General features: G+C 72.7%; 20 protein-coding genes. 7 read left to right on the top strand and 13 right to left on the bottom strand.

The window, feature by feature from the left end; translation table 11 throughout:
- Positions 1-81: 81 nt before the first annotated feature.
- Complete coding sequence (gene fahA / locus ABZ794_RS14965) at positions 82-1,278, bottom strand: fumarylacetoacetase (RefSeq protein ID WP_238690445.1); 1,197 nt, start codon at positions 1,276-1,278, stop codon at positions 82-84.
- Positions 1,275-2,144, bottom strand: a complete 870-nt coding sequence (locus ABZ794_RS14960) for a hypothetical protein (RefSeq protein ID WP_357515910.1) — start codon at positions 2,142-2,144, stop codon at positions 1,275-1,277. Before ABZ794_RS14960 ends, fahA begins: the two co-directional genes overlap by 4 nt.
- A 94-nt stretch (positions 2,145-2,238) precedes the next feature.
- On the opposite strand from ABZ794_RS14960, the gene ABZ794_RS14955 reads away from it, so the two are divergent.
- A complete protein-coding gene (locus tag ABZ794_RS14955; protein WP_210780844.1) occupies positions 2,239-3,405 on the top strand; it encodes a cupin domain-containing protein in 1,167 nt (388 codons plus the stop codon).
- Here ABZ794_RS14955 and ABZ794_RS14950 read toward each other — a convergent pair.
- The 4 genes from ABZ794_RS14950 to ABZ794_RS14935 are packed head-to-tail and all read right to left on the bottom strand — an operon-like array spanning position 3,402 to position 6,177.
- Positions 3,402-4,430 carry a tetratricopeptide repeat protein gene (locus tag ABZ794_RS14950; protein WP_210780843.1) on the bottom strand — a complete coding sequence of 343 codons (1,029 nt, stop codon included), beginning with the start codon at positions 4,428-4,430 and terminating at the stop codon, positions 3,402-3,404. The two genes, ABZ794_RS14955 and ABZ794_RS14950, sit on opposite strands and share 4 nt — an antisense overlap.
- A 10-nt stretch (positions 4,431-4,440) precedes the next feature.
- A complete protein-coding gene (gene ispF, locus ABZ794_RS14945) occupies positions 4,441-4,926 on the bottom strand; it encodes a 2-C-methyl-D-erythritol 2,4-cyclodiphosphate synthase (protein WP_210780926.1) in 486 nt (161 codons plus the stop codon).
- Positions 4,927-4,939: 13 nt separating this feature from the next.
- The gene (gene ispD / locus ABZ794_RS14940) at positions 4,940-5,635 is read right to left on the bottom strand and encodes a 2-C-methyl-D-erythritol 4-phosphate cytidylyltransferase (protein WP_210780842.1); all 696 of its coding nucleotides are present in this window, start codon (positions 5,633-5,635) and stop codon (positions 4,940-4,942) included.
- A 56-nt stretch (positions 5,636-5,691) separates the two neighbouring features.
- A complete protein-coding gene (locus ABZ794_RS14935) occupies positions 5,692-6,177 on the bottom strand; it encodes a CarD family transcriptional regulator (protein WP_007073334.1) in 486 nt (161 codons plus the stop codon).
- A 328-nt stretch (positions 6,178-6,505) separates the two neighbouring features.
- Between ABZ794_RS14935 and ABZ794_RS14930 the strand changes: the two genes are divergently transcribed.
- Entirely contained in the window at positions 6,506-7,198 is a 693-nt protein-coding gene (locus tag ABZ794_RS14930; protein ID WP_210780841.1) for a hypothetical protein, read from the top strand.
- Positions 7,199-7,207: 9 nt separating this feature from the next.
- Here the strand turns inward: ABZ794_RS14930 and ABZ794_RS14925 are convergent, their stop codons facing one another.
- From ABZ794_RS14925 to ABZ794_RS14910, 4 genes are all read right to left on the bottom strand, one after another.
- Positions 7,208-7,858 carry a hypothetical protein gene (locus ABZ794_RS14925; RefSeq protein ID WP_210780840.1) on the bottom strand — a complete coding sequence of 217 codons (651 nt, stop codon included), beginning with the start codon at positions 7,856-7,858 and terminating at the stop codon, positions 7,208-7,210.
- A 24-nt stretch (positions 7,859-7,882) separates the two neighbouring features.
- A complete protein-coding gene (locus ABZ794_RS14920; protein WP_210780839.1) occupies positions 7,883-8,932 on the bottom strand; it encodes a type III polyketide synthase in 1,050 nt (349 codons plus the stop codon).
- A 94-nt stretch (positions 8,933-9,026) separates the two neighbouring features.
- Entirely contained in the window at positions 9,027-10,193 is a 1,167-nt protein-coding gene (locus ABZ794_RS14915; protein ID WP_210780838.1) for an acyl-CoA dehydrogenase family protein, read from the bottom strand.
- A gap of 40 nt (positions 10,194-10,233) precedes the next feature.
- A complete protein-coding gene (locus ABZ794_RS14910) occupies positions 10,234-11,007 on the bottom strand; it encodes a methyltransferase domain-containing protein (protein WP_210780837.1) in 774 nt (257 codons plus the stop codon).
- On the opposite strand from ABZ794_RS14910, the gene ABZ794_RS14905 reads away from it, so the two are divergent.
- The 4 genes from ABZ794_RS14905 to disA all read left to right on the top strand — a co-directional run bounded on the left by ABZ794_RS14905 (position 11,006) and on the right by disA (position 15,671).
- Positions 11,006-11,893, top strand: coding sequence for a UbiA family prenyltransferase (locus tag ABZ794_RS14905; RefSeq protein ID WP_357515904.1), 888 nt, complete (start codon positions 11,006-11,008; stop codon positions 11,891-11,893). The genes ABZ794_RS14910 and ABZ794_RS14905 overlap by 2 nt on opposite strands.
- Positions 11,894-12,032: 139 nt before the next feature.
- Positions 12,033-12,812 (top strand): hypothetical protein, encoded by a 780-nt coding sequence (locus ABZ794_RS14900; RefSeq protein ID WP_210780835.1) that lies wholly within the window; start codon positions 12,033-12,035, stop codon positions 12,810-12,812.
- An 85-nt stretch (positions 12,813-12,897) separates the two neighbouring features.
- A complete protein-coding gene (gene radA, locus ABZ794_RS14895; protein ID WP_210780834.1) occupies positions 12,898-14,355 on the top strand; it encodes a DNA repair protein RadA in 1,458 nt (485 codons plus the stop codon).
- Positions 14,356-14,486: 131 nt separating this feature from the next.
- Positions 14,487-15,671, top strand: a complete 1,185-nt coding sequence (gene disA / locus ABZ794_RS14890) for a DNA integrity scanning diadenylate cyclase DisA (RefSeq protein ID WP_030327921.1) — start codon at positions 14,487-14,489, stop codon at positions 15,669-15,671.
- 6 nt (positions 15,672-15,677) lie between these two features.
- Here disA and ABZ794_RS14885 read toward each other — a convergent pair whose 3' ends face one another.
- The 3 genes from ABZ794_RS14885 to ABZ794_RS14875 all read right to left on the bottom strand — a co-directional run bounded on the left by ABZ794_RS14885 (position 15,678) and on the right by ABZ794_RS14875 (position 17,582).
- A complete protein-coding gene (locus ABZ794_RS14885; RefSeq protein WP_357515902.1) occupies positions 15,678-16,394 on the bottom strand; it encodes a hypothetical protein in 717 nt (238 codons plus the stop codon).
- Between the two features lie 106 nt (positions 16,395-16,500).
- Complete coding sequence (locus tag ABZ794_RS14880; RefSeq protein WP_357515900.1) at positions 16,501-17,073, bottom strand: peptide deformylase; 573 nt, start codon at positions 17,071-17,073, stop codon at positions 16,501-16,503.
- Complete coding sequence (locus tag ABZ794_RS14875; protein WP_210780831.1) at positions 17,070-17,582, bottom strand: ACT domain-containing protein; 513 nt, start codon at positions 17,580-17,582, stop codon at positions 17,070-17,072. Before ABZ794_RS14875 ends, ABZ794_RS14880 begins: the two co-directional genes overlap by 4 nt.
- 96 nt (positions 17,583-17,678) lie before the next feature.
- On the opposite strand from ABZ794_RS14875, the gene ABZ794_RS14870 reads away from it, so the two are divergent.
- Positions 17,679-18,590: an A/G-specific adenine glycosylase gene (locus ABZ794_RS14870; RefSeq protein WP_357515898.1), complete on the top strand. Its 912-nt coding sequence runs from the start codon at positions 17,679-17,681 to the stop codon at positions 18,588-18,590.
- The last annotated feature ends 279 nt before the right edge of the window (positions 18,591-18,869 follow it).

The following is an 18,869-nucleotide window of genomic DNA, read 5'->3' as shown; positions in this document are numbered from 1 at the left end:
TCAACGGATCAACCAGGGCCGGTGATCGCACAGCCGGTGCGATCACGGGTCCCGTGCACGAGACGGATGGCGGGTGCCCGCTCAGCGGGCCGGACGAACCGTGCCGGATACCTCACCGAGGGCGATGGTGGTGCCGTCCGGGCCGGGCGCGGTGGCCGTGATGGTCACCGTGTCGCCGTCGCTGAGGAAGGTACGGCTCTCGCCGCCCACAGTGACCGGCTCGGCCCCGCCCCAGGTCAGTTCCAGGAAGGAGCCGACCTGTCCTCGGTCCGGGCCGGAGACGGTGCCCGAGGCGTACAGGTCACCGGTCCGCAGCGAAGCCCCGTTCACGGTGAGGTGCGCCAACTGCTGGGCGGGGGTCCAGTACATGGTGGCGAACGGAGGCTCGCTGACCTGATCGCCGTTCCACTCGACCGCCAGGCGCAGGTCAAGGCCCAGGTGCGGCACGTCCCGCAGGTAGTCCACCACCGGCGGGTCCTGGTCGGGGGCCGGCACAAAGGCGTCGGCGAGGGCGTCCAGCGGCGTCACCCAGGCCGAGACCGAGGTGGCGAACGACTTGCCGAGGAACGGGCCGAGCGGCTGATACTCCCAGGCCTGGATGTCCCGGGCCGACCAGTCGTTGACCAGCACCACCCCGAAGACGTGCTCGGCGAAGTCGTCCACGGACACCCGATCGCCCAACGCGCTGGGTACGCCCACCACGAAGCCCACCTCGGCCTCGATGTCGAGGCGTACCGATGGGCCGGTGACCGGGCCCTCGGCGGAGGCCCGCTGCCCGGTCGGCCGGGTCACCGGCGTGCCGGAGACGACCACGGTGCCGGCCCGCCCGTGGTAGCCGATCGGCAGGTGTTTCCAGTTGGGCAGCAGCGGCGGCTGGCCGGGGCGGAAGATCTGCCCGACGTTCGACGCATGGTGAACGGATGAGTAGAAGTCGACGTAGTCGGCCACCTCGACGGGGAGCAGCAGCTCCACCTCGTCGAGGGGCACCAGCAGTGGCTCCACCGCGTCCCGGTGCGCCGGGTCGGTGAGCAGCTCGCTGATCCGCTGCCGTACCGCCGTCCACTGCGGACGACCCAGGGCCATGAAGTCGTTGAGCACGGGCCGGCACAGCGTGCCGGCGGCCAGCACCAGCTCGGCGACCTCGGCCGCCGCGAGGTCGAAGACCCAGGACCCGATCCGTACGCCGATCCGCGACGGACCCCCGTTCTGCCGGAACACCCCGTACGGCAGGTTCGTCACCCCGTACGGCGAACCGTCGGCGCCGGTCACCCAGGTCATGCGTCGTAGCCCCCGTTCACCAGCCCAAGCCGGATCAGATCGGTCAGTGGTTCCAGGATGCTGCACGAGCCGAAGCCCACCCACAGGGGACGAGGCCCGTCCAGCCGCGCAGTCGTGCGCTCCACCAGGGGGCGCGGGTCGACCACGGTCAGCAGCTCGGCGACGGAGCGCACACCGTCACCGTCGGCGGCGGCCAGGGTCGCGGCCAGCACGTTGGCGTAGCCGTGGTGGGTGAACCCGGTCTCCGGGTCCAGGTGTCGGATCGCCTGGTGCAGCCCGGCGGTGAGCTTGAACGGCAGGCCCCGGTCCCGGCAGGCGCAGATCACAGTGGCCAGTTCGGTCGGGGTGGGGAAGAGTTCGGCGGCCAGGCCGCCGGTGCGGAACTTGGCAGCGATCGGCACCCCGCCGGCCCGCGCGACGACGAGCGCGTCCAGTGCGCCCATCAGCCCGAAGGTCAGCGGCAGCTCGGCGTAGATGGCCTCCACGCCCGGTAGCGCGTCGGTCAGCCGCAGCAACTCGGCGATGCCGGGCAGCGGGTCCTCGCCGCGTTTGGCGACCGCCACCTCTATCTGACGCGCGGTGACGCCGTCGGGGGCGAGAAACGACAGCGCGAACGGCAGGTTCCCGATCCCGGTGTCACCGATCACGCCGACCACCAGGCCCTCACCCGGGTCGACGAGACCGCTCAGCTCACCGGCGGCCACGTCCGAGGCGGGGATCAGCAGCGGGCCGACCAGGTCGGCGTACCAGGCGGAACGGTGTTGGCGGTGGGCGACCAGGGCGTCGTGCAGCACTGCGCTGCCCGGCGGGAAGACGGCGGCGTCGTCCACCAGGCCGTGGAGGAGTGCTGGCACCTGCGTTGACACGGAACAAGAATGTACGGGACGCTACGAGGAACGGACAACAGCGTCCGATTATCGGACGCCTTCGGCCGGTGAACGGGACATATCGGGAGGCGAGATGCCGTACTACCGCAGCGTCGGCGAGGTGCCGCGCAAGCGCCACACCCAGTTCCGGCAGCCCGACGGCAGTCTCTACGCCGAGGAGCTGATGGGCCAGGAGGGCTTCTCCTCCGACTCGTCCCTGCTCTACCACCGGCACGCGCCCACCGCGATCCTGGCCGCCGACGAGTTCACCCCGCCCGCGTTCACCCGGGCACCGAACCTGCCGCTCAAGCCCCGCCACCTGCGCACCCACAAACTGGGCACCGGCGGTTCCGACCCCATCCTCGGCCGGCAGTACCTGCTCGCCAACGACGACGTACGGATCGGTTACGTCCTCGCCGACCGACCCTCACCGCTGTTCCGCGACGCCACCGGCGACCACTGCCTCTACGTCGAGTCGGGCACCCTGCGGGTCGAGTCCCCGTTCGGGGTGCTGGACGCGGTCGCCGGCGACTACGTCGTCATCCCCACCTCGACCATCCACCGGCTGGTGCCCACCGGCGACCAGCCCGTCCGGTTGCTCGCCGTCGAGGCGTCCGGGCACATCGGCCCACCCAAGCGCTACCTCTCCGTACGCGGCCAGTTCCTGGAGCACTCGCCGTACTGCGAGCGGGACGTCCGCGGCCCCGACGCCCCGCTGCTCGTCGACGGCGAGGAGGTCGAGGTGCTGGTGCGGCACCGGCGCGGCTGGACGCGCTACGTCTACGCCCACCACCCGTTCGACGTGGTCGGCTGGGACGGGCACCTCTACCCGTGGGCGTTCTCCATCCACGACTTCGAGCCGATCACCGGCCGCATCCACCAGCCCCCGCCGGTGCACCAGACCTTCCAGGGGCCCAACTTCGTCATCTGCTCGTTCGTGCCGCGCAAGGTGGACTACCACCCGCAGTCGATCCCGGTGCCGTACAACCACCACAACGTCGACTCCGACGAGATGCTCTTCTACACCGGGGGCAACTACGAGGCGCGGCGCGGCTCCGGCATCGAGCAGGGTTCGATCTCCCTGCACCCGTCCGGTTTCACCCACGGCCCCCAGCCGGGTGCCGCCGAGCGTTCCATCGGCGCGGACTACTTCGACGAGCTGGCCGTCATGGTCGACACCTTCCGCCCGCTGGATCTCTGCGACGCCGCCAGCTCCTGCGAAGACGAGGGGTACGCCTGGACCTGGGCGCGTCGCGGCTAGCGGATGGCGGTTCTGGTGAATACCGCGAACTCGGCTACCGCCGTGGTGGCGATGGCCAGCACCAGGGGCCACGGGGAGCCGACCATGGCGTACACCAGCAGCAGCAGCGGCGCGGCGGCCACAGCGTAGACGGCCAGGGCCATCGCCCGGTCCGAGTGCAGCAGGGCGGGCAGGACGGTTCGGGTCAGCCCGGGCAGCCGGGCCGCGAGCTGCCAGACGATGATCCCGCCGGTCAGGGCGGCGAGCACCGCCAGGACGCGGGAGAACCCGTCACCCGCCGACGCCGCGAACGCGACAAGCACCGCCGCCACCAACGACCAGCCCGCGCCGTAGAGCACCAGGCGGTGCAGCCCGTACGCGAGGGTTCGGCGCGAGTCGATCCGGCTCGGGCTGACCGTCACCGCCTCGGCGACGTGCTCCAACGCCTCCGACCAGCGGCGCTCCTCCAGCCGCATGACACCCACGTCGTGGCCGGCCTCGCCGATCCGCGGGTCGAGCCGCAGCGCCTCCCGGTAGGCCCGCTCGGCCAGGTCGAACAGGTCCAGGCGGGCGGCGACCAGGCTGAGCACCAGGTGCGCCTGGGGCTCCTGCGGGGCCAACTCGACACCGCGCCAGGCCGCGTTCAGCGCCGGCTGACCGTTGCGGGCGCCGGCCAGGATCGCCGCGGCGCTCCGCTGGGCGTACGCGTCGGCCGGGCCGAGGGTGAGGATCCGATCGGCGGTGGCCGCCGACTCGCCGTAGCGCTCCAGGTCGGCCAGGGCCATGCCCCTGGCGACCAGCGGCGGCAGGGCCTCCGGTGCGGCGGCCACGGCCGTGTCGGCGGCGGTGAGCGCCTCGGCCGGGCGGGCGGCGGCCAGGTGCACCCGGGCCAGCATGGTGAGCGCGTCGACGTCATCCGGTTGGAGGGCCAACCCGTAGGCCAACTCCCCGGCCGCCTCGTCGTAGCGGCCGAGTTCGGCGAGGAGTTGGGCCCGCTGGACGTAGCCGTCGGCGGCGAACTGGTCGGGGGCGGGGTCGCTGGACATCGCGGCGAGCTTAGGCGGCCGGCGCGTCGTACACCAGGGCCACAGCGACCCCGGCCAAGCCTTCTTCACGGCCGGCGAAGCCGAGCCCGTCGGTGGTCGCCGCCGAGACGGTGACCGGGGCGCCGACAGCAGCGGAGAGGACCTCCTGCGCCTCCGCGCGGCGGCGGCCGATCTTGGGGCGGTTGCCGATGACCTGCACGGACACGTTGCCGATCTCCAGGCCGGAGGCGCGCACCCGACGGGCGGTCTCGGTCAGCAGAGCCACCCCGGACGCGCCGGCCCACTCCGGCTGGCCCACCCCGAAGGCGGAACCGAGATCACCGAGACCGGCGGCGGAGAGCAACGCGTTGCAGGCGGCGTGCGCTGCCACGTCGGCGTCCGAGTGCCCGGCGAGGCCGTCCTGGTCGGGCCAGAGCAGCCCGGCCACCCAGCAGGGCCGACCCGGCTCGAACGCGTGCACGTCGGTGCCGATGGCCACCCGGGGAACGATCATGATCAGAGGGTACGCGTCAACCGGCTGCGGCAAGCAGGTGCTCGGCCAGAGCCAGGTCGAACGGTCGGGTGATTTTGAGTGCGTACTCCGAGCCGGGCACGCAGCTCACCGCGACGCCCTGCTTCTCGACCAGCCCGGCGTCGTCGGTGAGGGAGTCACCGGCGGCGGCGTGGGCGGCGCTGAGCACGGCCCGACGGAAACCCTGCGGGGTCTGCACCGCACGCAGGGCGGAACGGTCGACGGTGCCGAGCACCACCTCGTCGGCGTCGACTTCCTTGATCGTGTCGACGACCGGCAGGACCGGGATCACCGCGTCACGCCCGCCACGCACCGCCGCCGCAACGGATTCGACCAGCTCAGGTGGGGTGAGCGCTCGGGCGGCATCGTGCACCAGGACGATCGTCGGGCCGGCGGGCACCGCGGCCAGCGCGGCGGCCACCGACGCCTGCCGTTCGGCACCGCCGGGCACCACGATCACCGGGGCGACCGGGGCCAACAACTCGCGGACGGCCTGCACCTCGGTGGCCGGCGCGGCCACCACGATGGTGTGCACCGACGGTGCGGCGGCCAGTCGACGCACGGCGTGCACCAACAGCGGCTCACCGGCGAGCAGGCGCAGCGCCTTGGGTCGGCCGGGGCCGAGTCGTACGCCGGCACCCGCCGCAGGCACGAGGACCGCGACGTCACCGCGCGGATTGAGCTGCGCGGTCACGTCGCGGTCCTCGGTGGTTTCTTCACTACGAAGTGGGTACGACGATGCTGTGCGGACTAGGCCTCGGTGAGGACCTTGTCGAGCAGCGTCTCCGCCTCATCCTTGGTGCTCTTCTCGGCCAGCGCGACCTCGCCGACGAGAATGTCGCGGGCCTTGGCGAGCATCCGCTTCTCGCCCGCAGAGAGGCCCCGCTCCCGCTCCCGGCGCCACAGGTCACGCACGACCTCGGCGACCTTCAGCGGGTTGCCGGAAGCCAGCTTTTCCAGATTGGCCTTGTAACGCCGCGACCAGTTGGTCGGCTCCTCGGTGTGCGGAGCCCGCAGAACGTCGAAGACCTTCCCGAGGCCCTCTTCGCCGACCACCTCGCGGACGCCCACGATCTCGGCGTTCTCGGCCGGCACCCGGACCGTCAGGTCACCCTGCGCGACCCTCAGGACGAGGTATTGCTTAGGCTCGCCCTTGATGACCCGAGTCTCGATTGCCTCGATGAGTGCGGCCCCGTGGTGGGGGTAAACAACGGTCTCGCCGACACTGAAAACCATAGGTTCGAAACCCCTTTCGCTGTGTCTAGGGTAACACGCTCAGGCACCGATGTCTCACCGATGTCCTGACCGTTGGCGCAGCTCAGGGGCCCTGTGAGAGGTCTTGCTTCAGCTTGACAGGCGGTCAAACCGATGGTTCGAACACGCTCCGTAACGCGCAAATGACTGCCCGGTACGGGTGAACAGAACGTCGAGATCAAGGGCTATGCGCTCCTCCCATGGTAGCCCGGCCAGCAGGACCGCGCCCAGATGTAGCGGGAGGAGCCCCTGGTGCGGGACCCTGGAGACCGAGCCGCACTCCGCTCTCGAGACGCTTCCAGGAGGTCCGATGGGCAAGCCGGACGCAGAGGGTCACGGGCCAGCCGACGGCCTGCCCGGCCTACCGCCCGAATGGGGCCGCGTGGTGGTTCCCGACGACGCCTCCGCGCTGGCCGCCGAGGCCGCTCAGGTCCGCCGTGAGCTGCGCCGGGCCAGTGACCTCCCGGGCGGTCACCGGGCCCTGGGTCTGCCACTGGCGGTCCTGCTGGTGGCGGTCCTCACCACGCTGGCCGGCCTGCTGGTGGTCACCTGGCCCCGCGCCAACCGCGGTGCCGACCGGCCCACCCCGGCCCCCTACGCGCCACCCGCGACCCTCGTCGGCCGGCCGCTGCCCGCACTGGACCTGGTCGACGCGGACGACGCACCCGTGCCACTGCGCGGCCTGCTACCCGCCATGATCATTCTGTTGGACGGCTGCCCCTGCCCGGACCGGGTCACCGATGCCCTGGCGGTCGCGCCCGCCGGCGTCTCCGTGGTCACCGTCACCGGCGGGCGGATGGCCCCAGCCGGGCCCACCATCGAGCGGCAGCCTCGCGCCCTGGCCGACCCCGCCGGAGGCCTGCGTTCGTTCCTGGGCCAGCCGGCCCGCCCCGGCACCGCGACAGCCCTGCTGGTCGACCGGGCCGGCACGGTGACCCGGGTGCTACCCGACCTGGGCACGATCGAGTCCTACCGGAGCGACCTGAGCGCCCTTGCCGCCTGAGCGGCCCTGCTAGCGAGGGGGCAGGGCGACGAGCTGCGCCTCGATGTCGATGGGCCGGTCGACGGCCGACAGCGACACCTGGAACGGCCCGCCACCGGGCAGCACCTCGGCATTGGCGATCATGCCGTCGCAGTCGATGCGCGGCCGGCCGACGATTCCGGCCCCGGTGCTCGTCACGACCATCGTGCCCGGGCGCGTGCACCGGTACTGGAGCAGGTAGCGCGCACCGTGGTTGCCGGCCTGCCGGGTCACTTCCTGGCCAGGGGCGAGGTCCCGCTGCTCCCGCCAGATCGTCTCCTGGAACGGGGGCAGGTCACCCCCGGAGAAGAGCACCCCGGGATCGCCCTCGATGTCGGTGATCGAGCCCGTCGCCGGGTCGACCACGGCCAGCGGGCCGCGTCGCACCCGGAGGACCTCGCCGGTGTTCGGGTCCATCCGCACCGTCAACCGCTCATCGGGCTCCTCAGCCGCGAGGAGACGTTCCAGCGGGGTGCTGACGCTCGGCCCGACGGATGGCACCGCCGCCGCCGAAGGGACAGCCGTCCCTGCCGTCGACGTGGGCGCGGCGGCACGCCACCACCAGCCGCCGACGACCAGGACGGCCACCGCCGCGCCGAACAGCACCACCGAGCGCAGCCGATCGTCCGCCGTCGCATCCACCCCGTGAGCGTACCGGCCGGAGCCTCAGTCCTGTCGATCGAGCAGGGCGGCGTACAGGGTGAGGCCGGGGCCGAAGGCCAGCATGACGATGCGCCGAGCCGCCGGTGTCGCCCGACCCAACCGGTCCAGGATCAGCAACACGGTCGGCGACGAGCAGTTGCCGTGCTCGTCCAGCGTCGCCCGGGACGCCGCCAGCCCCAGCGGGGGCAGCGCCAACTCCCGCTCCACCACGTTGAGGATCCGCGGCCCGCCCGGGTGCACCGCCCAACCGTCCACCTCGGAGCTGGTGACGCCGTGCCGGGCCAACAGATCGTCGACCAGCCCCCGGACGTGCCTCGACAGCACCTGCGGCACCTTGGGCGACAACCCCATCCGGAACCCGGCGTCGGTGACGTCCCAGGTCATGTGGTCGGCGGTCGAGGTGTCGGTGACGGCGGTGACCTCGCGCACCGCGTACCCCGAGCCGCCCGGCACGACCACGGCGGCGACCGCGGCGTCCGAGAAGAGCGCGTGGGAGACGATCTGCTGGGTGTCCACCCGGGCGCTGGACGGCTGGATGTGCAGGCTGGTCAGCTCCGCGCAGAGCAGCAGCGCCGGTCGCCCCCGCGCGGTGACGAAGTCACTCGCCGCGCCGAGCCCCGGCAACGCCGCGTAACAGCCCATGTGGCCGATGAACATCCGCTGGGTGTCCGCGGCCATGCCCAGGTCCCGGGCGAGCAGGATGTCCAGCCCCGGGGTGGCGTACCCGGTGCAGGAGCAGACGATGAACAGCCCGATGTCGCCGGCGCTCAGCCCGGCGGCAGTCAACGCCCTACCCACCGCCTCCTTGCCCAGCGGCAGCGCCTCCACCTGGTAGCGGCGCATCCGACGCTCGGTCGGCCAGTCCGAGACGTCCTCCAGCAGCGGATTGACAGCGGCCTGCCGCCGGGTCACCCCCGAGTTGGCGAAGATTCGCTGGGCCAACGACCGGGTGGTGCCGGAGAAGTGCCGGGAGAAGAAACCCTCCCACAACTCGTCCTGCGAAGCGGACGGCGGCTGCGCTGTCCCGAGCCCCGCGATCACTGGTACGAACACGATCCCCACCTCTCGTCAGATGCTGTCCTCCCCCTGGCCGTCCCACCAGCCACCTCGGCTGGTCGTTCCTCCGTGCGAGCCCGGTGCGGCGGGCTCACCAACGCGGTGCCGATCCGTCACGATCCGGGTCGCCGCCCAGCGCGGCGATGCCGAGCCAGTCGGCGCAGACGTCCGACGTGGCCGGGTGCAGCGAGCCGCAGCGGGCGTCGCGGTAGAGCCGCTCCAGCGGATGTCCACGGCGGGTCGCCGAGGTGCCCGCCGCCTCCAGCACCGACGCCGCCACCTCGGCGGCAGTGGTGCCGGCGAGCAGCTTCGCCCGCCACACCCAACGGTTGGTCTCCTCGTCACCGGGCGCCTCGTCCACCCGGCGGGCCGCCTCGGCCACCACCAACTGCGCGGCGGCCGTCGCCGCGTCCGCCCGACCCAGCCGGGCCCGCACCGCCGGCAGACCGGACAGGTTGCGGGCGTTGAGGTGCTCGGCCGCCGCGTCGATCGCCGCACGGGCGACCCCCACGTAGACGGCCGCGTAGCTGGCCACCAACCAGTGCGGCATCAACTGGGCGACCACCAGCGCGAGCCCCTCCACCCCACCGAGCAGCCGATCGGCGGGCACTGTGACGTCCAGGTGCAGGTCGTGGGAGGAGGTGGCGCGCATGCCGAGCGAGTCCCAGGTCGGCTCCACTGTCAGCCCGTCGCCGGCCGGCACCAGGAACTGTGAGACCACCGACTGGTCGGCCGAGCTGCGCGCCGCCACCAGGTAACCGTCCGCGTGCCCGGCGCCGGAGCAGAAGGTCTTGCTGCCCTTGAGATGCCAGCCCCCGTCGGTCGGCTCGTACGCCGTGGTCAGCTGGGACAGCCGCGCGCCCGCGCCACGCTCGCTCATCGCGACCGCGTACCAGGAGCCCTGCGCCGCCGCGCTGAGCAGCCGGTCGCGGGCGGCCAGCGCCTCGTCGGGTACGCCAAGCGCCTCGGCCAACTCCTCGGTGACCGCGCCCAGCGCGCCGGTCACCGAGGCGTGCATGTTGAACACCAGGGCTGTCGCACCGTTGCCCCGGGCAAGCTCAGTGGCCACCGCTGCGTACTCGGCGAAGGTGGCGCCCAGACCGCCGAGCGCCCGGGGCACCATCAGCCCGAACAGGCCGGCCTCGCGCAGGTCGGCGAAGTCGTCCACGGGGAAGGAACCGTCCCGGTCGTGCTCGGCCGCCCGCGCGGCGAACCGCGGCGCCAACCGGCGTGCTGCCTCAAGCGCGTGCACCGTCATCTCGTTCCTCCTCGGCGTTCCATACCCCGCCACGGCCCGACTATCCTTTGCGGACCCCCCGGCCCTGGTACAGCACGGCGGTGGACCGGGTCGGCACGATGCGCGGGGCGCGGCCGGCGGGCACCGCACCGGCCGTTCGGCTCGCGCGGACGCGGCGCAGCAGCCAGGCGAGCATGCCGCCGAACTGCGGACGGATGCCCCGCAGGCTCAGATCGACACCGTGTCGGGCGCACTCGGCGACCAGCGCCCGGGAGTCCACGAACAACCGCGGATCGTGGATGCCTCGGGGCACCGTCGGCAGCCGCTCGGCGATCCGGACCGCGACGAGCCGGGCCAGCGCCGTGTCGTTGAGGGTGTCCAGCACCAGCACGCCACCGGGGCGCAGCAGCCGACACGCCTCGGCCACGGCGCGCGGCCAGGCCGGCACGTGCTCCAGCAGCTCACCCGCCGAGACCACGTCGGCGCAGCCGTCGGGCAGCGGCACCGCTGTGGCATCACCCTGGACCACCCGCACCCCGTGCTCGGCCGCCTGGACGAGCGCCGAGCGGGTCAGATCCACCCCGACGTGGCGGTAGCCCTTGCCGGCGAGGTGCGGCGCGAGCAGGCCGGCGCCGCAACCCAGATCGACAAGCACCGCGCCCGGACGGGTGGCCGGCGGCACCAGCGCGGCCCGGGCCTCGGCCAGCCAGTGCAGCATCGCGAACGCTCCATCCGGCCGCCACCACTCACCGGCCAGATCGTCGTACTGACGCGGATCGTTTCGCGGCAGCACCCTCGGACCGGTGGGCGCCCCGGCCGCAGCCACGTCTCGCATGGAACCGAGCGTGGCACGACTGCTCGGTAACGACCAGACTTCCGTTATGTCGTCGAGGGTGTTAGGGCTGGTCAGAGCAAGCCATCCGGAACCGGCCGCGGCGGTGACCACGGTGGCCGGTCTGCTGGCCTGGGGAGTGGGCCACCGGCCGGCCGGAATCGTCTCGGTGGTGCTCGCCGTGCTGGCCAGCCAGCTCGCCGTCGGCTGGACCAACGACGCGCTGGACGCCGAGCGGGACGCCACTGTGGGGCGTACCGACAAACCGGTCGCCAGTGGCGCGGTCGGTCGACGCGTCACGGCCTGGGCCGCCGCGGCGGCCGCGGTGGCCTGCCCGCTGCTGGCGCTGACCACGAACCCGGTGGCGGCGTTCTGGCTGACGCTCGCCCTGGTCTCCGCCCTGCTCTACGACTGGCCGCTCAAGGCCACCGCGTTCTCGGTGCTGCCCTACGCCGTGTCGTTCGGCGCGTTGCCCGCCTTCGTGGTGCTGGCGCTGCCCGGTCAGCCGGCCCCGCCGGTCTGGCTGGTGGCGGCGGCAGCCTGTCTGGGCGCCGGCGCGCACTTCGCCAACGTGCTGCCCGACCTGGCCGACGACGCCCGCACCGGCGTGCGCGGCCTGCCCCACCGGCTGGGCGCCGCCGGCAGCCGGGTGGCCGCGGCGGGTCTCCTCCTCGCGGCGACCGCGACACTGGCCCTCGGACCACCCGGGCCGCCGTCGGCGATCGGCTGGGCGGCGGGCGGCACGGCCGCCGTGGTGCCGCCGCTGAGCTGGTACGCCGGGCGCTCGGCGATCCGGGCCGGCCGGCGGCCGGTGGCGGCCTTCCGGGCGGTGATGCTGGTGGCCCTCATCGACGTGGTTCTGCTGGTGGCAAGCGGTCGGGTGGTGTGAACGTCACCCGGGCAGGTGGCATTGCCGGGTCCGCGTGCGGGCCTCGATCAGTCCCAACTACCCTGGAGCGCGGTCTGCGCGGGTATGGCCACCGTGCCCGGCGTACGGCCCGGGTGGGATTGTGACGAGGAGGACCGACGTGACGCGCTCGATCAGGGGATCCGGGCGGGCGGCCCTGTTGCTGTCCGGGATTGCGGCGGCCAGTCTGCTGGCTTCCGGATGCGGCACCGGTCAGATCGCCGAGACCGCGTTGAAGGAGCCGTCGGTCCAGGGCGTCAGCCTCACCACCAGCAACGGTTCCTTCTCGGTGCGGGGCCTGCTCGTGGACTTCCCGGGCACCGAGGGTTACCAGGCCGGCCAGGACGCGGGGCTCGGCGCCGTGATCTACAACGACTCCAAGGAGACGGTGACTGTCACCGTCACCACGGAGAGCGCCCGCGAGGTGGTGATCAGCGGCGGCTCGGCGAGCCCGTCGCCGTCCGCCTCGGAGTCCGCCTCCATGAGCCCGTCGCCGTCCGGTTCGGCCAGCCCGTCGAACTCGACGTCCGGCTCGCCGAGCCCGTCGGTGACGCCCTCCGAGACCGGATCGTCCTCGGCCACCCCGTCCGCCCCGGAGTCGGCGCGGGCGTCCGGATCGGCCAGCCCCTCCGCCCCGGGCCAGCCGGCCCGGATCGAGCTGGCGCCGCTGAGCTACATCCAGTTCAACTCCGAGGCCACCACGCAGCTCCGGCTGATCGGCCTGACCGAGGCGCTGCGCTCCGGCCAGAACGTCGTCGTGACCTTCGACTTCGGCAACGGCAACACGGTCACCGGGCAGGCGCCGGTCGCGGTTCCGCTCACCCCGGCGGCCCCTCCGTCGCCGATCATCGAGCGCGAGGGTGGCTACGAGGGCAACGAGGGCGGCACCACCCACGAGTGACCCGACCCGCACATCGACAAACGCCCCGGCGTGGTGACCACCACGCCGGGGTGTTTTCGTCGTACGCGAGGGCTAGCGTCCTGATGTGACCACCTCCCGATCGACCCCTCCGCGTGGCGGCACGGCCGGTGCCGCCCGTGGTCGGTCCGCCGCCCGCGAGCCGCGTCCGGCCTACCAGTGCGACGCCTGCGGGCACCAGCCGCCCAAGTGGGTGGGGCGCTGCCCGGAGTGCGGCGAGTGGGGGGCGGTGGTCGAGCACACGGTGACCGGCCCGACCGTCTCCGGTCGGGTGGTCAGCTCCCGGATGCCGTCCGAGCCGGCCCGACCGATCGCCACCATCAGCGCCGCTCCGGCCCGCGCCGTGCCCACCGGGGTGAGCGAGCTCGACCGGGTGCTCGGCGGGGGCCTGGTCCCGGGTGGCGTGGTGTTGCTCGCCGGCGAGCCCGGCGTGGGCAAGTCGACCCTCCTGCTGGATGTGGCGCAGCAGTGGGCGGTCGGCGCCGGCACCCCCTCGCTGGTGGTCAGCGGCGAAGAGTCGGTCAGTCAGGTGCGCCTGCGCGCCGAGCGGATGGGCACCCTGCACGAGCAGCTCTACCTCGCCGCGGAGAGCGACCTCGCCTCGGTGCTCGGTCACCTGGACGCGGTCAAGCCGGGCCTGTTGGTGCTCGACTCGGTACAGACCATCTCGACCACCGGCACCGAGGGGGTGCCCGGTGGGGTGACCCAGGTCCGCGCGGTCACCGCCGCGCTGGTCTCGGTGGCCAAGGAGCGGGGCATCGCCACAGTGCTGGTCGGGCACGTCACCAAGGACGGCCAGGTGGCCGGGCCTCGGGTGCTGGAGCACCTGGTCGACGTGGTGCTGCACTTCGAGGGCGACAAGCACTCGTCGCTGCGCCTGGTGCGCGGCGTGAAGAACAGGTTCGGCGCGGCCGACGAGGTCGGCTGCTTCGAGATGCACGAGGGCGGCATCAGCAGCCTGGCGGACCCGTCCGGGCTGTTCCTGACCCGCTACGCGGAACCGGTCCCGGGCACCTGCGTGACGGTGGCCATGGAGGGGCGTCGTGCCCTGGTCACCGAGGTGCAGGCGCTGATCGGCGCGACAGTGGCGGGTTCTCCCCGACGCACCGTCTCCGGCCTCGACTCGGCGCGACTGGCGATGGTGCTCGCGGTGCTGCAACGGCGCACCGAGCGGCTGACGTTGCACGACCGGGAGGTCTTCGCCGCCACAGTGGGCGGGATCCGGGTGGTGGAGCCGGCCGCCGACCTGGCGGTGGCCCTGGCGGTCGCCTCCGGCGGGCTCAACCTGGCGATCGCGCCGCACCTGGTGGCGATCGGTGAGGTGGGGCTGACCGGCGAGGTGCGCCGGGTCGGGGCGGTGCCGCGCCGGCTGGCCGAGGCCGCCCGGCTGGGGTTCAAGGTAGCCCTGGTGCCGCCCGGCTGCGGCCCGGCCAGCACCGGCGCAGGCCCCGAGCAGATGCGGGTGACCGAGGTCACCGACGTCCGTTCGGCCCTGCACCATGCGGCCCGCGCGTCCGCCGAGTGACCCACCGTGCCGACGAGGGCGGCGAAACCGGACAGCACGTCGCAAGCGGGAAACGGTGGAAAGGGCGGCATCGTGACACATCACAGTAACCACGACAGCACCCACCGCACGGCAGTCCGTAGACTGTGCCCGTGCCGATCGACCGCGATACCACCAAGCCAGCCGGCGCGCCGCCCCAGGCCCGCACCGGCGCCGTGGGCTCGCCCGCCCGCCCGATCAGCGTGAGCGTGACTGCGGGAGCCGCCGGGAGCGCCGGAGATCCGCTACGGGCCAATCTCGCCCTGATGGCCCCGGGCACCGCCTTGCGCGACGGCCTGGAGCGCATCCTGCGGGGCCGCACGGGCGCGCTCATCGTGCTCGGCTACGACAAGGTGGTCGAGGGCCTCTGCACCGGCGGCTTCCCGCTGGACGTGGAGTTCTCCGCGACGCGCGTGCGCGAGCTGTGCAAGATGGACGGCGCTGTCGTGCTCTCCAGCGACGGCACCAGGATCGTCCGGGCGGCAGTGCACCTGATGCCCGACCCGTCCATCCCGACCGAAGAGTCCGGCACCCGGCACCGCACCGCCGAGCGGGTGGCCCGCCAGACCGGCTATCCGGTCATCTCGGTCAGCCAGTCGATGCGGATCATCAGCCTCTACGTCAACGGCCAACGGCACGTGCTCGACGACTCGGCGGCCATCCTCTCCCGCGCCAACCAGGCGCTCGCCACCCTGGAGCGCTACAAGCTCCGGTTGGACGAGGTCTCCGGCACGCTCTCCGCCCTGGAGATCGAGGATCTGGTCACCGTGCGGGACGCGGTGGCCGTGGTGCAGCGACTGGAGATGGTTCGCCGGATCGCCGACGAGATCGCCGGCTACGTGGTGGAGCTTGGCACCGACGGCCGCCTGCTCGCCCTGCAACTCGACGAGCTGATGGCCGGCGTGGACGCCGACCGCACGCTGGTCATCCGGGACTACCTCCCCGTCGGCCGTAAGTCACGCACGCTGGACGAGGCTCTCGTCGAGCTGGACCTGCTCGGTGCCACCGAGCTGATCGACCTGGTGTCGGTGGCCAAGGCGATCGGCTACCCGGCCGCGTCCGACGCGCTCGACGCCGCGGTCAGCCCGCGCGGCTTCCGACTGCTGGCCAAGGTGCCCCGGCTGCCGGTGGCGGTGGTCGATCGCCTGGTGCTGCACTTCGGCAGCCTCCAGCGTCTGCTCGGCGCGACAGTGGAGGACCTGCAAGCCGTGGAAGGGGTCGGCGACGCCCGGGCCCGTGGCGTCCGTGAGGGGCTGTCCCGGCTCGCCGAGGCATCCATTCTGGAACGCTACGTCTGATCCGGCTCAGCCGGTGACGGTGAGCTTCACCGGGTCGCTGAGCTTCGTGCCGACCCGAGCGAACACCTGGTACGACCCGACCGGCGGGAACGGCCCGGCGGCCAGCGCGCCGTCACAGCGGCTGGTGTCCCGCCCGTTCCACGGCACCTGGTAGGAGCGCTCGAAGTTCGGCGTGAATGACTGCACGTCCGAGCCCTCGACCTTGCCGCAGGTGTCCGACGACCAGACCTTCTCGGCCCCGGACTTGATGAAGATCTCCTGAAGGTCGGCGCCGACGTTGCGGCTGCACGTCCGGTCCGACGTGTTCTTGATCCTCAGCTGCAGCTCGACCACCGCGCCCCGCTGCACCGAGGTCGGGCTCGCCGACGAGACCACGCTGATCTCCTCGTTGGTGCAGGTGCCGTCGTCCTCCGAACCGGCCGCCGCGCCCAGCGGCGGTGTGTTGCTGGTGATCGCCGGGCTCGGACTCGTCGCACCCGAATCAGCGGACGCGGACGACGACGGACCGCCGGTCTGCGGCGTCAGCACCGGCCCAGCGGGACCGGACGTCGCAGCGGACGTCGCCGACGGCGAACCTCCCGCCTTGGGCTCCTTGTCGCCGGAGCGACCCGAACCGGTGCAGGAGTAGAGCAGGACAATCAGGAACAGGAACCCCGCTCCGAGTACGACGGCGCGACGCCGCCAGTACACGGCGGGTGGCAGGGGGCCGACCGTCAGACGCATGATGCCCTCCACCGTAGCCGCGCCGTACCCGGCAGTGCGGCGCGACGCGCCGGAGCCACTGCGGGGCGCCCGCACGACCCTCCATCAAGGACGGTCGGGCACCCGATCACAGGTAGACCTTGCGCTGATAGACCGCGTGCGCACCGGCCACCCGGTCCAGGAAGAGTAGCCCCGCACAGTGGTCGATCTCGTGCTGCAACGCCCGAGCCTCGAAGCCGTCGGTCACCAGCCGGACCGGCACGCCGCTGCCCGGCAGGTCACCCTCCACCACCAGCCGGCTGGCCCGCTTCACGTCCCCGGTCAGGTCCGGCACCGACATGCAGCCCTCCCGGCCCGGCTTCCACCGCGTCGCCTCCACCACGCGCGCGTTGCACAACACGAAGGTGCCGTGCGTCGTCACCGCCTTCGGGTGCCCGGTCACGTCGACGGCGAAGACCCGGGCGCCCACCCCGACCTGCGGCGCGGCCAACCCGACGCAGCCCGGCGAGACCTTCATCGTGGCTATCAGGTCGGCCGCGAGCTGGACCGTCTCCTTTGCCGTGGGGTCGACCTCGTCCGCAGCCCGACTCAGCACCGGATGCGGGGCGGACACCACCGCCCGCACCTCGCCCGGCACGTCCAGCGACTCCGGTGTCCAGTCACCCAGGCCGACGTCCGGCTCGCGCTCCTCGCCGGTCACAACAGATCCGGATCCGCCGGCCGGAGGGTGACCTCCACGCCCAGCTCGGCAGCCGTCCGGTGCAGCCGGTCGAGCACAGCGTCCGCAACACCGGCCGGCAACTCGACCTCCGCCAGGACCACGTAGAGCGCACCGGTCAACCGGGTACTCAGGTCGGTGACATTCCCTCCGGCGTCCACCAGCACCCGCGTCATCGCCGCGACGATGCCCATCCGGTCCGAACCGTGCACCGCCATCACGTACGGCTCACCAGCCGGAGGAACATCACCGTCCGGGGTGACCGCGCGTACCGTCGCCAGCAGCTGGCCCTCGGCGGCCAGCGACGCCAGTGCGGCCTCGACCTCGGCGGCGGCCGGGCCGGTGCAGATGAGGGTCATCGCGAAATGCCCCCGCAGCCGCGTCATCGTGCTGTCGGTGAGGTTCGCGCCCAGTCGGGCCAGCACCTCCGCGACGTCGGCAACGATGCCCGGCCGGTCCCGACCGATGACGGTGATCGCGAGCTCGTTCATCCGCGCATTCTCCCCCGTCCACCGAACGAGGACGTGGCACCCCGCCCGAGCCGCCCACCCAACGGGAACGCCGGGCGTGACATCATCGACGACGCCATGACTCAACCCGACTTCGCCACAGTGGTCAGCCGCTGGTTCCAGCAGCACGCCCGTGACCTGCCGTGGCGCGAGCCCGGCGTCACCCCGTGGGCCATCCTGGTCAGTGAGGTCATGCTCCAGCAGACACCAGTGGTCCGGGTGGTGCCGGCCTGGCAGGCGTGGCTGGCCCGCTGGCCGGAGCCGGCCGCCTTGGCGGCGGACACGCCAGCCGAGGCGATCCGGATGTGGGGACGCCTCGGCTACCCCCGTCGGGCGGTCCGCCTGCATGAGTGCGCTGTCGCGATCGTGGACCGGCACGGCGGCCAGGTGCCGGACCGGCTGGAGCAACTGCTCGCTCTGCCCGGCGTCGGCACGTACACCGCGCGGGCGGTTGCCGCCTTCGCGTACGGGCAGCGGCACCCGGTCGTCGACACCAACGTACGCAGAGTCGTGTGCCGGGCGGTGGCCGGCGAACCGGACGCCGGGCCCGTCACCCGACCAGCGGACCTGGTCGCCACCGAGGAACTGCTTCCGACCGAACCGGCCGCAGCGGCACTGGCCAGCGCCGCGTTCATGGAACTCGGCGCGGTGATCTGCACAGCCCGGTCGCCGCGCTGCACCGCCTGCCCCGTCGAGTCGGTCTGCGCCTGGCGGGCGTCCGGCCAGGAGGCGCCGGCCGGGCCGACCCGCCGACCCCAGCGGTACGCGGGCACCGACCGACAGGTCCGCGGTCTGTTGCTCGGAGTGCTCCGGGACAGCACCGGCCCGGTCCCACACCAGCGGTTGGACCAGGTCTGGACCGACGACGTGCAGCGCGCCCGCGCTCTCGCCGGGCTGGTGCAGGACGGGCTGGTCGAACCCGCCGGCGACGAATCGTTCCGCCTGGTCGGTGACGGCCCGTCCCTGCCAACCGCGGATCTCACCACCTGACCCGCCCACCCGGCGCATCCTGCGCGCCGGCCCCGTGGGCCGGCAATCGGCGCCTTCCACCTCAAGATCGTGCTCGATCCTGGATGTAGTGGTGTCGGCCGCGCCGGATGCCACTACAACCAGGATGTTGCGCGATCTTGCGAGTGGGCGGGCGAGCGCGGGCGGCGATGGCGGGGTGATGTGAGAGGGACGCAACAAGGCGGGGCCCCGGGGGGGTGAGCCACCGCGGGCCCCCCCCCAGCGGGGTTGGTTAAAAGGACAACCCCCCGGGCGCGGGGC

Source organism: Micromonospora sp. NPDC047187 (genome assembly GCF_040643355.1).
GTDB lineage: Bacteria > Actinomycetota > Actinomycetes > Mycobacteriales > Micromonosporaceae > Micromonospora > Micromonospora salmantinae.
The sequence above is the reverse complement of the archived record's forward strand: the minus strand, read 5'-3'. Positions and strand labels throughout refer to the sequence as shown.

Coding starts and splice junctions, on each gene's coding strand:
- fahA (WP_238690445.1), bottom strand. CDS start 1,278: ATGACCTGGGTGACCGGCGCCGACGGTTCGCCGTACGGGGTGACGAAC.
- ABZ794_RS14955 (WP_210780844.1), top strand. CDS start 2,239: ATGCCGTACTACCGCAGCGTCGGCGAGGTGCCGCGCAAGCGCCACACC.
- ABZ794_RS14950 (WP_210780843.1), bottom strand. CDS start 4,430: ATGTCCAGCGACCCCGCCCCCGACCAGTTCGCCGCCGACGGCTACGTC.
- ABZ794_RS14935 (WP_007073334.1), bottom strand. CDS start 6,177: ATGGTTTTCAGTGTCGGCGAGACCGTTGTTTACCCCCACCACGGGGCC.
- ABZ794_RS14930 (WP_210780841.1), top strand. CDS start 6,506: ATGGGCAAGCCGGACGCAGAGGGTCACGGGCCAGCCGACGGCCTGCCC.
- ABZ794_RS14915 (WP_210780838.1), bottom strand. CDS start 10,193: ATGACGGTGCACGCGCTTGAGGCAGCACGCCGGTTGGCGCCGCGGTTC.
- ABZ794_RS14905 (WP_357515904.1), top strand. CDS start 11,006: ATGGAACCGAGCGTGGCACGACTGCTCGGTAACGACCAGACTTCCGTT.
- ABZ794_RS14910 (WP_210780837.1), bottom strand. CDS start 11,007: ATGCGAGACGTGGCTGCGGCCGGGGCGCCCACCGGTCCGAGGGTGCTG.
- ABZ794_RS14885 (WP_357515902.1), bottom strand. CDS start 16,394: ATGCGTCTGACGGTCGGCCCCCTGCCACCCGCCGTGTACTGGCGGCGT.
- ABZ794_RS14875 (WP_210780831.1), bottom strand. CDS start 17,582: ATGAACGAGCTCGCGATCACCGTCATCGGTCGGGACCGGCCGGGCATC.
- ABZ794_RS14870 (WP_357515898.1), top strand. CDS start 17,679: ATGACTCAACCCGACTTCGCCACAGTGGTCAGCCGCTGGTTCCAGCAG.